The following is a 17,126-nucleotide window of genomic DNA, read 5'->3' as shown; positions in this document are numbered from 1 at the left end:
GATGAACACGATCAAACGAATCGATCCGCGCCGGCCGTTCATCATCACGGCCGCGGGCCTGAAGCGCATCACGCTCGGCGAGGAAGGCAGCGCCGATGCGAGCGCCGCGCACTGGTCGGCGCACGGTCACGGCGCAGCGGCCGCGAAGCCGCGCCGCGCGGTGCAGGACCCGAAGCACGTGATGCTGGTGGTGGCGCACGGTGAGCGCGGCGCGCTCGACGATCATTCGCGGCAGGCGATCGCCGCCGCCGCATTGCTCGCCGATGCGCAGACCGAAGTCGCGCTGCTCGCGTTCGGCGAACTGAAGGACGACGTGGCCGAACTGGGCGTCGACAAGCTGCTCGAGTTGACCGGCTTCGATCGCCGCACGTTCGATCCCGAAAGCGAACTGCAAGCATTGCAGGCCTGTGTGGCCGCGCTCGCGCCGAAACACGTGTTCGTGCCCGACAACGCGACGGGCGACGGGGATCTCGGCCGGCGCTACGCGGCGGCCGCCGGCGCGAGTGTCGCTACCCATGTCGTCGAGATCGACGCGAAGCATGTCGGCGCGTATGCGCAGGCCGGGCGCGCCTTTGCGACCCGTGCGCTGCCCGACGTGATCCTGCTCGCGCAGAACGCGGTCGACGCGAAGCTGCCGTTCGTCGGCGCGGGCGAGCGTCTCGCCGCCGACTTCATCCACCCGGCCCATGACGCCGCGCAGCCGTATCGCGATCTCGGCCTCGATGAAATCGACGCGGCCCAGGTCGCGCTCGAGGAAGCCGATTTCATCGTGTCGGCCGGCAACGGCGTATCCGACATCGGCGCGTTCGAGCGGCTGGCCGGCGTGTTCGGCGCGGCGATCGGCGCGAGCCGCGTCGCGGTCGACAACGGTCACTTCACGCGCGACAAGCAGGTCGGCGCGACCGGCAAGACGGTCGAGGCGAGCGTGTACATCGCGTTCGGCATCTCGGGCGCGGTGCAGCACCTGCAGGGGATCAAGGACTGCCGCCACGTGATCGCGGTGAACCTCGACGGCAGCGCACCGATCGCGAAACGCGCGAACCTGACGGTGGTGGGCGATGCGCAGTCGACGATCGCCGCGCTGATCGAGCAGGTGCAGGCCGCGCGCGCCGCGCGTGGAGAATCGCCGGCCGCGGTCGGCACCCGTGAACCGGAAGGAGTCGCCGCATGAACGCCCCTCGTCCCTTGCAACGCATCGCGGTGCTCGTGTCCGTCGGCCGTCATCCGGTCAGCGGCGTCGCGCGCTACAGCCGCAACGACGCGGCCGCGCTCGAAACCGGCCGCCAGCTCGCCGAGCGGCATCGCGCGAAGCTCGACGTGATCCATGCGGGAGATCCCGCGAATGCGGCGCTTGCCGAATATCTCGCGCTCGGCGCACGGGAGGTCGAGGTGCTGGCCTGCCGCGACGGCGACGATGCCGTGCATGCGCTCGCCGCGCGTATCGACGGCTACGACCTCGTGCTGACCGGCACGCGCGCCGAGGGCGCGTACGACACCGGCATGCTGCCGTATCGCATCGCCGCGGCGCTCGGCTATCCGCTGGTCGGCTCGGCCGTCGACGTGACGGTCGAAGGCGGCCGTGCGGCGGTCCGGCAATTTTTGCCGAAAGGGCTGCGACGCCGCGTGGACGCGGCACTGCCGGCCGTCGTCGCCGTCCACCCGCTCGCGAATGCCGAGCCGCGTTATGCGTATGCGCGGCTGCGCGCCGGCGCGATCCGGCCCGCGCTCGCGGCGCCCGGCGCGGACGCCGACGCGGCCGCGTGGACGGTCGGCCCGGTCGAGCGTAAACCCGTAAAGCTGGTCGCCGCCGAGAAGCGCTCCGGGCATGCCCGGATGCTGTCCGCGACGACGACCGAAAGCCGTGGCGGCAACGTCGTAAATGAAGGGAGTTCGGTCGAAAAAGCACAAGTGATCCTCGCGTATTTGCGCGAGCATCAGCTCATCGACTACTGATTTTGATGCCTGTCGGCAAGAACCCAGGGATGCAAGGAATCCGGAGCAAACGATGAAAGTATCGGCAGACATTCGTGCATTGATCGAGCGGCGCAAGGAAGGTTACAGCCTCGAAGCGCCGTTCTACACGAGCGAGGACATCTTCGCGCTCGACATGGAGGCGATTTTCCGCCAGCACTGGATCCAGGTGGCGGTCGAGCCGGACATTCCCGAGCCGGGCGACTACGTGACCGTGGAACTGGGAAGCGATTCGATCCTGATCGTGCGTGACGACGACATGGCGATCCGCGCGTTCCACAACGTGTGCCGTCACCGCGGCGCGCGCCTGTGCAACGAGGACAAAGGCTCGGTCGGCAACATCGTGTGCCCGTACCACAGCTGGACCTACAACCTGACGGGCCAGCTGATGTTCGCCGAGCACATGGGCGAGAAGTTCGACCGCTGCAAGCACAGCCTGAAGTCGGTCCACGTCGAGAACCTCGCCGGCCTGATCTTCATCTGCCTCGCCGAAGAGCCGCCGGTCGATTTCGCGCAGCTGCGCGCCGAGATGGAGCCGTACCTGCTGCCGCACGACCTGCCGAACACGAAGATCGCCGCGCAGATCGACATCATCGAGGAAGGCAACTGGAAGCTCACGATGGAGAACAACCGCGAGTGCTATCACTGCGTCGCGAACCATCCGGAGCTCACCATCTCGCTGTACGAATACGGTTTCGGCTACCAGCGTTCCGACGCCAACGCGGAAGGCATGGATGCGTTTGCGGAAACCTGCGTGCGGCGCGGCAAGGAGTGGGCCGAGATGGGCCTGCCGTCCGCCGAGATCGAGAAGCTGCTCGACGTGACGGGTTTCCGCACGCAGCGCCTGCCGCTCGATCGCCACGGCGAATCGCAGACGCTCGATGCGAAGGTCGCGTCGAAGAAGCTGCTCGGCGGCTTCGACAAGGCCGACCTCGGCGGGCTGTCGTTCTGGACGCAGCCGAACTCGTGGCATCACTTCATGAGCGATCACATCGTGACGTTCTCGGTGATTCCGCTGTCGGCCGGCAAGACGCTCGTGCGTACGAAGTGGCTCGTGCACAAGGACGCGAAGGAAGGCATCGACTACGACGTGAAGAACCTCACGGCCGTGTGGAACGCCACGAACGACCAGGATCGCGCGCTCGTCGAGTTCTCGCAGCGCGGCGCGACCAGCAGCGCGTACGAGCCGGGCCCGTATTCGCCGTTCACGGAAGGTCTCGTCGAAAAATTCTCGGCCTGGTATATCGGCCGGCTCGCCGAAAAAACCGGCGCGTAGTACCCAGCACTGAAGCGGAGTTACAGATGATGCGAGATGCGGCCAACTTCGAGCCGACGGACAGCCGGGTCACACGGCCGGCGTTCTGGAACGCTCTTCCCGAGCGCTGGACGAGCGACGTCGAGGAAACGCTGGTGTGCTGCCACGTGCGGCAGGAAACGCACGACGTGAAGAGTTTCTTCTTCCGTTCGCCGCAGGGCCGCTCGTTCTCGTTCGAGCCCGGGCAGTTCCTCACGCTCGAACTCGACATCGACGGCGAAACGATCAACCGCTGCTACACGATCTCGTCGTCGCCCGCGCGGCCGCACACGGTGTCGATCACGGTGAAGCGCGTGCCGGGCGGCAAGGTGTCGAACTGGCTGCACGACAACCTGCAGCCGGGCGCACCGGTGCGCGTGCTCGGCCCGGCCGGCGAATTCACGTGCGCACGACATCCGGCGCGCAAGTACCTGTTCCTGTCGGCGGGCTCGGGCGTCACGCCGCTGATGTCGATGAGCCGCGCGCACCACGATCTCGCCGAGGATCGCGACATCCTGTTCGTGCACAGCGCACGCACGCCGGACGACATCATCTTCGCGCGCGAGCTCGACCTGATCGCGTCGAACCACACGAATTTCCGCACGTCGTTCGTCGTCGAGCGCGTCGGCGCGCGCACCAACTGGCCGGGCGTCACGGGCTTCCTGACGCTGCCGCTGCTGAAGCTGATCGCACCGGATTTCATGGAGCGCGAGATCTTCACGTGCGGCCCCGCGCCGTACATGAAGGCCGTGCGCGACCTGCTCGACGAAGCCGGCTTCGATCGCAAGCAGTATCACGAGGAGAGCTTCTCGTTCGAAACGCTCGCGCAGACCGCAAGCGACGAGCTGCTCGCCGATCTCGCCCCGCCGGCCGAAGGCGCCGACACCGATACGAAGCAGTACACGGTCAGCTTCGCAAAGAGCAATCGCGAGATTTCATGCGGCTCGGAGCAGCACGTGCTGGACGCGGCGCGCCAGTCCGGCGTGCGGCTGCCGGCGTCGTGCACGCAGGGCATGTGCGGCACCTGCAAGGTGAAGCTCGTGTCGGGGCAGGTTGAAATGAAGCACAACGGCGGCATCCGCCAGCGCGAGATCGACCAGGGGATGGTGCTGCTGTGCTGCAGCAAGCCGCTGTCGGATCTCGTGATCGACAAGTAGTCGAAACTCGCCATCGGCTGTCCGGGCGCGTCGCGTCCGGACAAGCATCCGTCGGAAAACAACGATACCGCGGATTTGTGGTTGAAGAACCTAGAGAGACAACGCGCACGGTGCGCATTTCAAGGAGATCGACCATGAAGCTGTTCGGAAAACTGATGTGGACCGGCGCACTGTCGGCGATGGTGGCGCTGAGCGCATCGGCGCTCGCCGATACGAAGCCCACGCTGAAGATCGGTTACGTCGAAGGCTGGGACGACAGCGTTGCGACGTCGAACGTCGCGGCGCGCGTGATCGAGAAGAAACTCGGTTATGAGGTGAAGCTCGTGCCGGTCGCTGCCGGCATCATGTGGCAAGGCGTCGCGCGCGGCGATCTCGACGCGACGCTGTCCGCGTGGCTGCCCGTCACGCACGGTTCCTACTGGGGCGAGTACAAGACCAAGGTCGTCGACCTCGGCGCGAACTTTCCCGACGCGAAGATCGGCCTGATCGTCCCCGACTACGTGAAGGCGAAGAGCATCGACGACCTGAATGCCGAAAAAGGCAGCTTCGGCGGCCGGATCGTCGGCATCGATGCGGGCGCGGGCGTGATGCGCAAGACCGACGAAGCGATCAAGAACTACGGCCTGAACTACACGCTGATGCCGAGCTCGGGCAGCGCGATGACGGCCGAGCTGTCGCGCTCGGTCGGCGCGAACAAGCCGGTGATCGTGACCGGCTGGGCGCCGCACTGGATGTTCGCGAAGTGGAAGCTGCGCTTCCTCGAGGATCCGAAGAAGGTGTTCGGCGGCGCGGAGCACGTCGACAGTGTCGTGAACCCTCAGCTCGAAACGAAGGCCAAGCCGGTCGTCGCGTTCCTGAAGAAATTCCAGTGGAAGCCGGGCGAGATCGACAGCGTGATGCTCGCGATCCAGAACGGCTCGAAGCCGGAAGCGGCTGCCGATGCATGGATTGCAGCGCATGCGGACCGCGTGAATTCGTGGACGGAAGGCGTGCAGTAAGCCGCGACGATTCGCCGCAATAAATAGACGAAGAGACAGTCCGGGATTGATCAGCAGGACAGCGAAATAATTGCACTGCGATGCGATCATATCCCGGAATTATTTTTTTGGTTCTGCAAAAAAGCCGGTAAGTTGTTACACTACGGCCCTTGTGCGGAGTCATCACAGGAGGAATTGGATGAGTCAGGCAGGACTGCGTGCGAACAGCACCAGTGATGTTGAGGCAACCATCTCACATGATTCGACGGGCCACACGCTGCATCGTGGCCTGACTTGGAAAGACGCTTTTTGGGTAACGAGCGGCGTGCCGGCAGGCGTGCTGTTCACGATCGGCGGCGTATGCGCGACGATCGGCCAGCCCGCGTGGGCGATCTGGATCGCCGCGATCACGATGGGGCTGATTCAGAGCGCGACTTATGCGGAAATATCGGGGCTATTTCCCCATAAATCGGGCGGCGCGTCCGTATATGGCGCGATCGGCTGGGTCCGTTACAGCAAGCTGATTGCCCCGGTTTCCGTGTGGTGCAACTGGCTCGCATGGTCGCCGATGCTCGCGCTCGGCTGCGGCCTCGCGGCGAGCTATGCGCTCACGAGTCTCTTTCCCGCCAACGCGGCGGTGCTGCACTGGCAGCTCAAGGTTGCGGATCTCGGGTTCATCAAGCCGGGTCTGTCCCTGCGGATCAATGCGACGTTCATCATCGCGACGATCCTGCTTCTCATCACGTTCAAGCTTCAACACAGCGGTGCATCGAAGGCGGCGCGCACGCAGCGCATTCTCGGCATCGCGTCGCTCACGCCGCTGTTGATCGTCGGCATCGTGCCGTTCGTCACGGGCGACGTGCCGATGTCGAACCTGCTCCCGCTGCTGCCGCTCGGTCACGACGCACACGGCAATCTCACGACCGCGACGTTCGGCTCGTGGAACGGGCAGGGCGTCACGATGGCGCTCGGCGCGATGTTCATGGCCGGCTGGGCGTCGTACGGCTTCGAGACGGCCGTCTGCTACACGCGCGAATTCCGCGACCCGCGCCGCGATACCGCCAAGGCGATCTTCTGGTCGGGCGCGCTGTGCCTCGTCGTGATGACGCTCGTGCCGATGGCGTTCCAGGGGGCGCTCGGCACGCAGGCGATGCTCGATCCGTCGATCGGCGACGGCACCGGCGTCGCGGCCGCGATGGCGAAGATCGTCGGCGGCGGCGCGTGGGTCGCGAATGCGGTCGTCGTGATGCTGATGCTGTCGATCCTGCTGATCGTGATGACGTCGATGATGGGCTCGTCGCGCACGCTGTACCAGGCATCGGTCGACGGCTGGCTGCCGAAGTACCTGTCGCACGTGAACGAGCACGGCTCGCCCACGCGCGCGATGTGGACCGATCTCGGCTTCAACCTCGTGTTGCTGATGATGTCGGACTACATGACGGTGCTGTCGATCTCGAATGTCTGCTACATGCTGTTCGTATTCCTGAATCTTCAGTCGGGCTGGATCCACCGGATGGATCGCGGCAACTGGGATCGACCGTTCCGCTGCCCGACGTGGCTGCTCGTCGCCGGCTCGATCTGCGGCTACGCGAACCTCGTTTATGTCGGCGCGGGCGCGAACCTGCAGGGCGAAGGCACGCTGCGCAACGGGCTGATCGCGATGCTGCTGATCGTGCCGGTATTCCTGTTCCGCCATTACTGGCAGGATCGCGGCCGGTTCCCCACGCAGATGCAGCGCGACATGGAACTCGAGGTGCCGAAGCGCGCGATGTGGCTGAACCTGATGCCGTATGCGGCGCTGGTCGGGGCGGGGTTGACGATCTGGTTGTCGTATTACTTTGCGTGGGTGAAGTGAGCATCTGACACGTCACTCGCCGGGAGCCGACGCCGCACGCGGTCCAGGCGAGCACGTGATGCGCAGCATGCGGAAAGCCCGACCGGTCGCAGGACCGGCCGGGCTTTCTTCATTTCGTGTCCGCGTGCTCAGCCGGCCGGCTCTGCGTCGCTGGCGCGCATGTCGTCGTCGAGGGTTCGCATGAAGCGTGTCGGCACCATCACGACCGGATGCGGCGCGACGTCTCCGGCGTCGCCCGCATCGAGCAGCGCGAACGCTTCCGCGATCAACCGCTGCACGTCCTGCCGCAGCATCGTGACGTCGAACGGCAGGCGTGCGGCGAACGGGTCCCAGTCGAAGCAGCCGACGGCCGTGCGCTGCCAGATGTCCCAGGGCAGCTCCGACGCGAAACGCACGAGCCCTTCGAATGACGTGATCGAGTTCGTTAGCATGCCGGCCGGCAGCCGGCCGAGCGTGTCGTAGCGCCGCGCAAGCGCTTCGCGCGCGGCCGCGGGCGCGTAGCCGCAGCACTCGATCGCGTCGTCCGGCGGCGGCGGCAGGCCACGCGCGGCGAACGCGTCGCGAAAGCCCGCGATCCGCATCGCGGTCGCATATTCGCCGGCGATGCCGCCGAGCAGGATCAGTTCGTCGGGCGCATTGCCGCGCGCGAGCATCTTGTCGATCAGCACGTCGGTCAGCGCCCGCGCGCCCGCGCGGTTGTCCGACACGACCGACGGCGCACCGGCGCCCGGCAGGTCGACGTTGATCGACGGGATGCCGGCCGCGTCGCACAGCATATTGAGCGGTGCCGGGTCCCGCACGCCGGCAATGAACAGCAGTTCGACACGCTGCGCGAGCAGCGTCTGCGCGACATTCAGTTCGACGTCCGGGTCGCGCTGCGTGCCGACGACGATCGGGCACAGGCCGCGCCGGCGCGCCTCGTCCTCGAAGGTTTCGGCGAGCCCCGCGAAGAAGCGGTTGCGGTAGTGCGGAATGACCATGCCCGCCAGTCCCGAGCGCGACAGGCGCAGGCCGCGCGCGCTCAGGTTCACGTTGTAGCCGAGCGCCTTGGCGCTGTCGAGAATGCGCGTGGCCGTTTCCTCGCTGATCCGGTAGCGGGCCCAGTTGCCGTTCAGCACCATGCTGACCGTGGACGTGGACGAGCCGGTTGCTTTCGCGATGTCGTAGATCGTGGACTTGCGTCCGGTAGTCGTGCGGGCCATCTGCGTTGTTGCTCCCCTCGTGTGGGTTCTTATGCCGATGATGCCGACGGTATGCGTTTCGGGGCGCGTTGCCCTATCAGGGTTTTCACCTGCTTTCCGTCGAAGCTAAATGGATTCAGCATACACCAAACGGTTTGCTGAATGGATTTAGCAACTGACCGCCATGCCGGGACCTGAAGCCCGGCGACGGTCGCCTTCGGATGGAGGAGACATGTCGGTGAATTTCTTGCGCAAGGTATGTGCGGGCGTGGTTGCGTTCGCGCTCGCGACGGGCATCGCGTCGGCGTCGCCGGACAAGCCCGTGATCGGGGTCGTCGTGAAGATCGGCGGCATTCCGTGGTTCAACGCGATGGACGCGGGTATCAGGAAGCGCGCCGAGCAACTGGGCGTGAAGGCGTTCATGGTCGGGCCCACCAGCGCGGACCCGGCGCTGCAGGTGCGTGCGATCGAGGATCTGATCGCGCAGAAGGTCGACGTGATCGGCGTGGTGCCGAACGATGCCGAGGTGCTCGAGCCGGTGCTGCAGCGCGCGCGTGCCGCAGGTATCAAGGTGATCACGCACGAATCGCCGAAGCAGAAAAATACCGACTGGAATTTCGAGCTGGCCTCTGCGAAGGGTTTCGGCGAAGCGTACGCGAAGAACCTCGCGGCGGCAGTGGGCGGCAAGGGCGAATACGCGGTGTTCGTCGGCTCGCTGACGGTGCCGCTGCACAACGCGTGGGCCGACGCCGCGATCGCGTATCTGAAGGCCAACTATCCGGACATGAAGCTCGTCGGCGATCGCTACGGCGTGGCCGAAGACGTGGACGCTTCGCGCAAGACCGCGCTCGATCTGATGCGCGCGCACCCGAACCTGAAGGCGATCCTGGCGTTCGGCAGCCAGGGGCCGATCGGTGCCGCGCGTGCGGTCGCCGAGAAGCAGGCGAAGGGCAAGGTCGTGGTGCTCGGGCCGTTCTCCCCGGGGCAGGGCCGTCGGCTCGTGCACGACGGCGTGCTGAGCGGCGGCTACATGTGGAACCCCGAGCAGGCAGGCGAGGTGTTCGTCACGCTCGGCACGATGCTCGCGAAGGGGCAGCCGATCAAGGACGGCATGACGATTCCGGGGCTCGGCGTCGTGCATCCGGAAGGTCACAACCTGATCGTGAACCAGCTCGTCGAGCTGAACGCGAAAACCGTCGACGATCTCGCGAAGCAGGGACTGTGAGCGGCCTGCACGCAGGCGCGACGCGCCGTGCGATGAAGTCGTTCGTCCCGTCGTTTAATAGCAGGCCGCACCGGAGCGTAGCGATGATGTCTGCCCATTCCCGTGAATCCGCGGCGGCCGGCCGCGCGAACCCGCCGCCCGCCGCGTTCGGGGCCGCGGCCGATGCGCCGTTGCTCGAACTCGACAATGTGTCGAAGACGTTCGGCGGCGTGCAGGCGCTGCAACAGGTGCGGTTCGATGTGATGCCGGGCGAAGTGCTGTGCCTGGCCGGCGAGAACGGCTGTGGCAAGAGCACCTTGATCAAGATCGTGAGCGGCGTCCATCGCCCGGAGTCGGGCGCGGTGATGCGCTTCGACGGCGAACCGGCCGGCGATCTCGATCCGGCGCGGGCGCGGGCGCTCGGCATCCAGGTGATCTGGCAGGACCTCGCGCTGTTTCCCGAGATGACGGTCGCCGAGAACATCGCGTTCGAGCAGAACCTCGGCGCGCGTCCGCGGCTGGTCGACTACGGGCGGATGAACGTCGCGGCGCGGCAGATTCTCGCGCGGCTCGGCGTCGACCTCGATCTCGGCAGGCCGGTGCGTACACTCACGATCGCGCAGCGGCAGGTTGTCGCGATCGCGCGCGCGCTCGTCGCCCGGGCACGTCTCGTGTTCATGGACGAGCCGACCGCGTCGCTCAGCCATGCCGAGACGCAGGCGCTGCTCGCGATCGTGCGCCGCCTGTCGGCCGACGGCATCGCGGTGGTGTTCGTCAGCCATCGGCTCGCGGAAGTGCTCGACGTGTGCGCGCGCGTGACGGTGCTGCGCGACGGTCGTTATGTCGGCACGTTTCCGACGACCGGGATGACGCAGACGCGGCTCACCGAGCTGATGACGGGGCGCACCTTCGATTACGCGGTGCGCACGACGGACCTGTCGGCCGCGGCCGCGATGCTGCGCGTCGACGGGCTGTCGCGGCGTGGCGAGTATGCAGACGTGTCGTTCCAGGTGCGGTGCGGCGAGATCCTCGGCCTGACGGGGCGTCTCGGCGCGGGGCGCACCGAGCTTGCGCTGTCGCTGTTCGGGATGACGCGACCGGACGCCGGCACGATCGCGCTCGACGGCCGGCCGCTGTCGCTGTGCTCCAATCGCGACGCGATTCGCGCGGGCATCGCGTATGTGTCGGAAGACCGCCTGCAATTGGGCCTCGTACAGCCGCAATCGATCGGCGACAACACTGCGATCGCGGTACTCGACGACCTGCTGGGTGCGGCCGGGCTGATTTCTCCGCGGCGGCGCGATGCGCTGATCCGCGACTGGGTCGCGCGGCTCGCGGTGAAGATCGGCGCCCCGGACGACGCGGTGTCGACGCTGTCGGGCGGCAATCAGCAGCGCATCGTGCTCGCGAAATGGCTCGCGACGAAGCCGAAGCTGCTGATCCTCGATTCGCCGACGGTCGGCGTCGACGTCGGCGCGCGCGCCGGCATCTTCGCGATCATTCACCGGCTCGCGGCGCAAGGCATGGCGATCGTACTGATTTCCGACGAGATTCCCGAGGTGTACTTCAACGCGGACCGCGTCCTGCACATGCGCGACGGCCGCATCGTCGCCGAGTACGTGCCGGGTGGCACGCCGATCGATCATATCGAGCGAGACGTCCATGCGTAACCTCCGCACACTCGGCATCGGCTCGACCGAAACGTGGCTGCTCGCGGTGATCGTCGCGATGGCGATCGGCCTCGGCATCGCGACGCCGACCTTCCTGACGCTGTCCAACCTGTTCGACCTGCTCAACCAGAGCGCGGTCAACATCATCTTCGCGGTGGGGCTGCTGATCGTGCTGATCGCGGGCGGCATCGACATTTCGTTCGCGGTCGGCGCGTCGGTGGTGCAGTACCTGGCGGCGCTCACGCTGATGCGGCTCGGCGGCGGCAACTGGGCGCTCGGCTTCGCGGTCTCGGCCGGCTTCGGCATCCTGCTCGGTGCGGTGAACGCGACGATCATCTACCGGTTTCGCGTCGTGTCGATCGTCGCGACGATCGCGACCTTCAACATCTTCTTCGGCGGGTTGATGTTCGTGACGGGCGGCGTGTCGATCTACGACTTGCCCGACTGGTGGACGAATCGCGTCACGCTCGTGCAGGTCGATACGACGGGCGGCGTCGCATCGCTCGCGCTGCCGGTCGCAGTGATGGTTGCGGCCGTGGTTGTAACGTGGTTCCTGCTGCGGCGCACGACGCTCGGCCGCCAGCTCTATGCGACCGGCGACAACCCGGAAGCCGCGCGGCGCGTCGGCATCGATCTCGCGACGATGCATTACGTCGCATACGGCTGGCTCGGGATGATGGCGGGCATCGCGGGCCTGATGCAGGCGCACTACGTGCAGGAGGTCGTGCCGAACGCGCTGTACGGCCGCGAACTGGACGTGCTCGCGGCCGTCGTGCTCGGCGGCGCGCGGCTCGGCGGCGGGCGTGGCACGGTGCTCGGCGCGATCCTCGGCATTCTGCTCGTGTCGATCACCGCGAACGGGCTCAACCTGCTCGGCGTGTCGCCGTACGCATTCAAGATGATCGTCGGCGCGGTCATTCTGGTCGCGATCACCGTGTCGAGCGACGGCGTCGCGCGGCTCGTCGGCTCGCGCTTCCTGTCGCCGCGCGCGAGGACATGATCATGAAACACGCCGAATCCCGGCGCTTTCCGCCGTTTTCCGTTCCGGCCGACGTGGCCGGCCTGCTGGGTTTTCTCGCGTGCGTCGTCGCGGCGATGAGCGTCGCGTCCGATCGCTTCCTGACGGGCGGCACGTTCGCGTCGATCGCGTTCCAGCTACCCGAGCTCGGCCTGTTCACGTTGGCGATGCTGATGCCGCTGGTGTCCGGCGGCTTCAATCTCGCCGTCACGTTCACGGCGAACCTCGCGGGGCTCGCGATGGCGTGGGTGATCCAGTCGCACGGCGGCCCGGAGGCCGGCATCGCGGCGGTCGCGCTCGGCATCGCCGCGGCGCTCGCGACGGGCGCCGCGGCCGGCTGGCTGATCGGCGCGGTGATCGCGCATACGGGCGCGAGCCCGATCCTCGTGTCGCTGTCGGCGATGATCTTCCTGCGCGGTCTCGGCGAATTCCTGACGCGCGGCGGCGACATTTCCGGGTTTCCACCGGTGGTCCGCGCGATGGGCAACGGGCTGTGGCTCGGCGTACCGGCGCCGTTGTGGATCTTCGCGGGCTGCGCGCTGCTGTGGCACGTCGTGATGACGTATTCGCGGCTCGGCTTCGTCACGCGGATGATCGGCTCGAATGCGGAAGCGACGCGCTACTCGGGCATCTCGACCACGCGGGCGATCACGCGCATCTACATGCTGTCGGGGCTGATGTGCGGCGTGGCCGGCGTCGTGATGCTGTCGCGCTTCAACTCGGTTCGTGTCGGCCACGGCGAGGCGTTCCTGCTGATCTCGGTGCTCGCCTGCTTTCTCGGACGCGTCGATCCGTTCGGCGGCTTCGGTCGCGTCGTGCCGGTCGTGATCGCGCTCGTGATCCTGCAGGTGATCGCATCCGGACTCAACCTGCTGGGCGCGAGCCAGCACCTCGCGACCGCGCTGTGGGGTGCGTTCCTGCTCGCGGTGATGCTGGTGCGCTGGGCATGGGCCCGACATGCATCGCGGCCGCGCAATCGCAATCGAATCGCGACGCCGGCGCTCGGCGGCCTCGAACCCCCTCAACGGAAGGAGACGAAATGAACAAGCTTGGCGTACATGCGCTGGTCTGGGAGGCCGGCTGGAGCCGCGACGCATGCGCACGCGCGATCGCGCATACGGCCGAGACGGGCTTCGATTTCATCGAGGTGCCCGCGCTCGATCCGGATTCGATCGATGCCGCGTTTACGCGGCGCGAACTCGAACGGCATGGCCTTGGCATCACGTTCTCGCTCGGCCTCGATGCGCAATCCGACATTTCAAGCGGCGACGCGCAGAAGGCCGCGCGAGGCAAGCAGAAACTCGAGGCCGCGCTGCGTGTCGCACGCGACTGCGGCGCAACCCATGTATGTGGGATCCTGTATTCGGCCTTCCAGAAGAATTTCACGCCGACGACGGCCACAGGCGTCGCGATGTCCGCCGACATCCTCGCGCAGGTGGCGGACACGGCCGCGCAAAGCGGGATCACGCTTGGGCTTGAAGTCGTGAACCGCTACGAGTCGAACGTGCTCAACACCGCGTCGCAGGGTGTCGAGCTGTGCCGGCGCATCGGCCGACCGAACGTGAAGGTGCATCTTGACACGTATCACATGCATATCGAGGAGTCGGACGTGACGTCGGCGATTCGCGACACCGGCGAGCAGCTCGGTTACGTGCACATCGGCGATTCGCATCGCGGCTATCTGGGATCGGGCAACGTCGACTTCACCGCGGTGTTTCGTGCGCTGGTGTTCAGCGGTTATACGGGGCCGATCACGTTCGAGAGTTTTTCGTCGCGCGTCGTCGGCCAGCCGCTCGAAGGCATCCTCGCGATCTGGCGCAACCTGTGGGAAGACAGTCACGACCTCGCGGCGCACGCGCTGGCCTTTACGCGCGTGCAGCTCAAGTCCGCGCGCGAGGCGCTGAAGCAGGCTGAACGGAGCCGGCTGCCGTGAGCGAGGCGGTGACTGGCGCGCAACGCATCGACCGCGAGGCGCTGGCCGCGCACCTCCTGCGCACGCAGCAGGCGGCGCGGCGCGTGGTAGCGATCGCCGGTGCGCCGGGCGCCGGCAAGAGCACGTTCGTGGAGCGGTTGTGCGCGCGCATCGATGACGCGGCGCCCGGGTTCGCGTCCATCGTCGCGATGGACGGCTTTCATTACGACGACCGGGTGCTGGGCGCGCGCGGCCATCGTGCGCGCAAGGGCGCGCCGCATACGTTCGACGTCGACGGCTTCGCGGCGTTGCTCGCGCGTTTGCGCGAGGACGACGGCCGCGACGTCGCGGTACCCGTGTTCGACCGGTCGCTGGAGATCGCGCGAGCTGGCGCGGACGTCGTGCCGGCGTCGGCCCGCCTGATTCTGGTCGAAGGCAACTACCTGCTGCTCGGCGACGCGCCGTGGGATGCGCTGCGATCATCGTTCGACGTCACCGTGATGCTTGACGTGCCGCGCGCGACGCTCGTCGAGCGGTTGACCGCGCGATGGCGCGGTTACGGGATGGACGACACGGCGCTGCGCGCGAAGATGGACGGCAATGATCTCGTCAATCTCGATACGGTGCTGTCGCGCAGCGTCTGCGCGGATTTCAGCGTGGATAACGGCTGAGGGGGCGGCGAAGCGCGGCCTGCTTTGCGTGCACCGCTGACGGAACGCCACCGCCCGATACGACAAGTTCCGGTCACTGCGCGGCGTCTTCGCGCGTGCCGTCGGCTTCCGCATGACGGGCGGCGAAGTCCGCCCGCTTACGAAAACACCACCGTCCGGTCGCCGTTCAGGAACACCCTGCGCTCGATGAACGCCTTTACCGCACGCGCGAGCGTGATGCATTCGACGTCGCGCCCCACCGCGAGCAACTGCTCCGGACGCAGCGCATGATCGACGCGCTCGACGACCTGCTCGATGATCGGGCCTTCGTCGAGATCGTCGGTGACGAAGTGCGCGGTCGCGCCGATCAGCTTCACGCCGCGCGCATGCGCCTGGTGATACGGCTTCGCGCCCTTGAAACCGGGCAGGAACGAATGATGGATGTTGATCGCGCGGTTCGCGAGCTTCGCGCTCGTTTCCTGCGACAGCACCTGCATGTAGCGCGCGAGGATCACGAGTTCGGCGCCGCTCGACTCGAAGAAGTCGAGCCATTGCGCTTCCTGCTGCGCCTTCGTATCGGCCGTGATCGGGAAATGGCGGAACGGCAGGCCGTGTTGCGCGGCGAGCGGCTCGAAGTCGGGATGGTTCGACACGATGCCGACGATATCCATCTTCAGCTCGCCCATCCGCCAGCGGAACAGCAGGTCCGCGAGGCAGTGCTCGAGCTTCGACACCATGATCAGCACCTTCGGCCGCGCATTCACGTCGTGAATCGCCCATTGCGTGTCGCCTTCGCCGCCGCCGCCGAGCGCGGTCGCGATCGGCCCGAATTCCTGGCGCAGCGCGTCGATCTGCAACGTTTCATCGGTCGGATGAAACACGCAGCGCACGAAGAAGTGATTGCTGAGATCGTCGTCGAACACGTTCAGCGCATCGACGTAGCAGCGATGGCGCTCGAGAAAGCCGACGACGGCGGCGACCTGGCCGGCCGCGCTCGGGCACGACAGCGTCAGGACGAATTGATCGGGGCGTGAGTCGGCGGTCATGAGATTCCTCGGATGTCATGGAACGCAACCCGCGCGGCGGCGCGACGGGGCGCCACGCTACGCGGGTAGCGGGAGGCTCAAGTAAATCAGGACGATTCGGGCGCGGATAGAACCAACCCGCCGTGTGGCTGGTATCGGCACGCCAGCGCGGCCGGGCGGCGGCGGGGCTTCAGGCAGGCGCCGGGGGAGGCGTCGGGCGGGGCGGGCGCGGCCGGTCCAGCGGGCGTCGGGCGCGCGTCAGGCCCGTAGCCGGAGGCCGCCCGGAAGGCCGTTCAGGCCGGTGCGCACGCGTCGAGCAGCCAGCGCCGGAACACGTGGGTCGCGTCCGGCTCGGGCCGCTGCGGCGGCCGTACGAGGAAGTAGCCGCGCGACGTGACGACCGGCGCGTCGAGGAGCTTCACGAGCTGCCCGGACGCGACGAGTTCGTCGACGAGCGGCGCCCAGCCGAGCGCAACGCCTTCGCCGAGCAGCGCCGCATGGATCACGAGCGCATAGCTGTTGAAGGTCACGCCGCGCGCGGCGGCTGCCGTGTCGAGGCCGTGCGCGTCGAACCAGCCGGACCACGACAGCCAGCGCTCGGGGCGCGTCGGCTGCACGTGCAGCAGCGGCAACGCGAGCAGGTGGTCGGCCCGGGCGACGTGCGGGTGGGCGTCGCGGAACGCGGGCGAGCACACGGGCGTGACCGATTCCGGAAAGAGCCGCGCGGCCGTGCACGACGGCCAGTGGCCGTCGCCGAACAGGATCGCGATGTCGCCGTGGTCGCGCTGCGCGTCGTAATCCTGCGACGTGACGACCCGCACGTCGACATCCGGCATCACGCGCTTCAGCCCGGCCAGGCGCGGCATCAACCAGTAGGTGGCGAAGCCGAAGTCGGTGACGATCGTGAGCGCGCCGTGCTCGCGGCGCGCCCGCAGTGTCGCGGTGGCGCCGCGCAGCGTGTCGAGGCTCAGCCGCACCGCTTCGTACAGGCACTCGCCGTCGGCCGTCAGCGTGACGCCGCGCGGGCTGCGCTCGAACAGCGGCACGCCCAGTTCGGCCTCGAGCTGGAACACCTGCTGGCTCACGGCCGGCTGGGTGGAGCCGAGCTCGCGCGCGGCGGCCGTGAAGCTCGCGAGCCGGGCAGCCGATTCGAACGCGCGCAGCGCCTGCATCGACGGTAACGGTTCGGATTTCGACATAAGTCCCTCTAAT

General features: G+C 67.0%; 15 protein-coding genes. 12 read left to right on the top strand and 3 right to left on the bottom strand.

Annotation, left to right across the window (positions count from 1 at the left end; genetic code table 11):
- The first annotated feature begins 1 nt into the window (after position 1).
- The 6 genes from ACTJLD_RS13780 (at position 2) to ACTJLD_RS13755 (ending at position 7,254) form a co-directional block, all read left to right on the top strand.
- Positions 2-1,171: an electron transfer flavoprotein subunit alpha/FixB family protein gene (locus tag ACTJLD_RS13780; protein WP_175755610.1), complete on the top strand. Its 1,170-nt coding sequence runs from the start codon at positions 2-4 to the stop codon at positions 1,169-1,171.
- Positions 1,168-1,953 (top strand): electron transfer flavoprotein subunit beta/FixA family protein, encoded by a 786-nt coding sequence (locus ACTJLD_RS13775; RefSeq protein WP_059525208.1) that lies wholly within the window; start codon positions 1,168-1,170, stop codon positions 1,951-1,953. The genes ACTJLD_RS13780 and ACTJLD_RS13775 overlap by 4 nt, the downstream gene beginning before the upstream one ends.
- A 52-nt stretch (positions 1,954-2,005) precedes the next feature.
- Positions 2,006-3,247 (top strand): aromatic ring-hydroxylating oxygenase subunit alpha, encoded by a 1,242-nt coding sequence (locus tag ACTJLD_RS13770; protein ID WP_059649812.1) that lies wholly within the window; start codon positions 2,006-2,008, stop codon positions 3,245-3,247.
- 26 nt (positions 3,248-3,273) lie between these two features.
- The gene (locus ACTJLD_RS13765; protein WP_124838692.1) at positions 3,274-4,422 is read left to right on the top strand and encodes a hybrid-cluster NAD(P)-dependent oxidoreductase; all 1,149 of its coding nucleotides are present in this window, start codon (positions 3,274-3,276) and stop codon (positions 4,420-4,422) included.
- 134 nt (positions 4,423-4,556) lie between these two features.
- Positions 4,557-5,420, top strand: coding sequence for a glycine betaine ABC transporter substrate-binding protein (locus ACTJLD_RS13760; RefSeq protein ID WP_027789725.1), 864 nt, complete (start codon positions 4,557-4,559; stop codon positions 5,418-5,420).
- Positions 5,421-5,598: 178 nt separating this feature from the next.
- On the top strand, positions 5,599-7,254 hold the full coding sequence (locus ACTJLD_RS13755; protein WP_027789724.1) for an APC family permease: 1,656 nt from the start codon (positions 5,599-5,601) through the stop codon (positions 7,252-7,254).
- Positions 7,255-7,382: 128 nt separating this feature from the next.
- On the opposite strand, the gene ACTJLD_RS13750 is transcribed toward ACTJLD_RS13755, so the two are convergent.
- A complete protein-coding gene (locus tag ACTJLD_RS13750; RefSeq protein WP_060173698.1) occupies positions 7,383-8,456 on the bottom strand; it encodes a substrate-binding domain-containing protein in 1,074 nt (357 codons plus the stop codon).
- 211 nt (positions 8,457-8,667) lie between these two features.
- Here ACTJLD_RS13750 and ACTJLD_RS13745 point away from each other — a divergent pair, with 211 nt between their 5' ends.
- From ACTJLD_RS13745 to ACTJLD_RS13720, 6 genes are all read left to right on the top strand, one after another.
- Positions 8,668-9,660 (top strand): substrate-binding domain-containing protein, encoded by a 993-nt coding sequence (locus ACTJLD_RS13745; RefSeq protein WP_081081290.1) that lies wholly within the window; start codon positions 8,668-8,670, stop codon positions 9,658-9,660.
- 83 nt (positions 9,661-9,743) lie between these two features.
- Positions 9,744-11,309, top strand: coding sequence for a sugar ABC transporter ATP-binding protein (locus ACTJLD_RS13740; protein ID WP_440659018.1), 1,566 nt, complete (start codon positions 9,744-9,746; stop codon positions 11,307-11,309).
- Positions 11,302-12,309: an ABC transporter permease gene (locus ACTJLD_RS13735; protein WP_060173696.1), complete on the top strand. Its 1,008-nt coding sequence runs from the start codon at positions 11,302-11,304 to the stop codon at positions 12,307-12,309. Before ACTJLD_RS13740 ends, ACTJLD_RS13735 begins: the two co-directional genes overlap by 8 nt.
- Positions 12,310-12,311: 2 nt before the next feature.
- Positions 12,312-13,370: an ABC transporter permease gene (locus ACTJLD_RS13730; protein WP_104766921.1), complete on the top strand. Its 1,059-nt coding sequence runs from the start codon at positions 12,312-12,314 to the stop codon at positions 13,368-13,370.
- A complete protein-coding gene (locus ACTJLD_RS13725; RefSeq protein WP_060173732.1) occupies positions 13,367-14,260 on the top strand; it encodes a sugar phosphate isomerase/epimerase family protein in 894 nt (297 codons plus the stop codon). The genes ACTJLD_RS13730 and ACTJLD_RS13725 overlap by 4 nt, the downstream gene beginning before the upstream one ends.
- Positions 14,257-14,910 (top strand): nucleoside triphosphate hydrolase, encoded by a 654-nt coding sequence (locus tag ACTJLD_RS13720; RefSeq protein WP_060349662.1) that lies wholly within the window; start codon positions 14,257-14,259, stop codon positions 14,908-14,910. Before ACTJLD_RS13725 ends, ACTJLD_RS13720 begins: the two co-directional genes overlap by 4 nt.
- A 137-nt stretch (positions 14,911-15,047) precedes the next feature.
- On the opposite strand, the gene purU is transcribed toward ACTJLD_RS13720, so the two are convergent.
- Together purU and ACTJLD_RS13710 are read right to left on the bottom strand one after the other, a co-directional pair.
- Positions 15,048-15,935 (bottom strand): formyltetrahydrofolate deformylase, encoded by an 888-nt coding sequence (gene purU / locus ACTJLD_RS13715; RefSeq protein ID WP_059698426.1) that lies wholly within the window; start codon positions 15,933-15,935, stop codon positions 15,048-15,050.
- 272 nt (positions 15,936-16,207) lie between these two features.
- Complete coding sequence (locus ACTJLD_RS13710) at positions 16,208-17,113, bottom strand: choline sulfate utilization transcriptional regulator (protein ID WP_027789721.1); 906 nt, start codon at positions 17,111-17,113, stop codon at positions 16,208-16,210.
- Between the last annotated feature and the right edge of the window lie 13 nt (positions 17,114-17,126).

It is taken from the genome of Burkholderia sp. 22088 (assembly GCF_052045915.1).
GTDB lineage: Bacteria > Pseudomonadota > Gammaproteobacteria > Burkholderiales > Burkholderiaceae > Burkholderia > Burkholderia cepacia.
This window is presented reverse-complemented; position numbering and strand designations above follow the sequence as displayed.

What these genes read in the sequence shown, in the direction of transcription:
- ACTJLD_RS13780 (WP_175755610.1), top strand. Translation starts at nt 2, where the DNA reads ATGAACACGATCAAACGAATCGATCCGCGCCGGCCGTTCATCATCACG.
- ACTJLD_RS13775 (WP_059525208.1), top strand. Translation starts at nt 1,168, where the DNA reads ATGAACGCCCCTCGTCCCTTGCAACGCATCGCGGTGCTCGTGTCCGTC.
- ACTJLD_RS13770 (WP_059649812.1), top strand. Translation starts at nt 2,006, where the DNA reads ATGAAAGTATCGGCAGACATTCGTGCATTGATCGAGCGGCGCAAGGAA.
- ACTJLD_RS13765 (WP_124838692.1), top strand. Translation starts at nt 3,274, where the DNA reads ATGATGCGAGATGCGGCCAACTTCGAGCCGACGGACAGCCGGGTCACA.
- ACTJLD_RS13760 (WP_027789725.1), top strand. Translation starts at nt 4,557, where the DNA reads ATGAAGCTGTTCGGAAAACTGATGTGGACCGGCGCACTGTCGGCGATG.
- ACTJLD_RS13755 (WP_027789724.1), top strand. Translation starts at nt 5,599, where the DNA reads ATGAGTCAGGCAGGACTGCGTGCGAACAGCACCAGTGATGTTGAGGCA.
- ACTJLD_RS13750 (WP_060173698.1), bottom strand. Translation starts at nt 8,456, where the DNA reads ATGGCCCGCACGACTACCGGACGCAAGTCCACGATCTACGACATCGCG.
- ACTJLD_RS13745 (WP_081081290.1), top strand. Translation starts at nt 8,668, where the DNA reads ATGTCGGTGAATTTCTTGCGCAAGGTATGTGCGGGCGTGGTTGCGTTC.
- ACTJLD_RS13740 (WP_440659018.1), top strand. Translation starts at nt 9,744, where the DNA reads ATGATGTCTGCCCATTCCCGTGAATCCGCGGCGGCCGGCCGCGCGAAC.
- ACTJLD_RS13735 (WP_060173696.1), top strand. Translation starts at nt 11,302, where the DNA reads ATGCGTAACCTCCGCACACTCGGCATCGGCTCGACCGAAACGTGGCTG.
- ACTJLD_RS13730 (WP_104766921.1), top strand. Translation starts at nt 12,312, where the DNA reads ATGAAACACGCCGAATCCCGGCGCTTTCCGCCGTTTTCCGTTCCGGCC.
- ACTJLD_RS13725 (WP_060173732.1), top strand. Translation starts at nt 13,367, where the DNA reads ATGAACAAGCTTGGCGTACATGCGCTGGTCTGGGAGGCCGGCTGGAGC.
- purU (WP_059698426.1), bottom strand. Translation starts at nt 15,935, where the DNA reads ATGACCGCCGACTCACGCCCCGATCAATTCGTCCTGACGCTGTCGTGC.
- ACTJLD_RS13710 (WP_027789721.1), bottom strand. Translation starts at nt 17,113, where the DNA reads ATGTCGAAATCCGAACCGTTACCGTCGATGCAGGCGCTGCGCGCGTTC.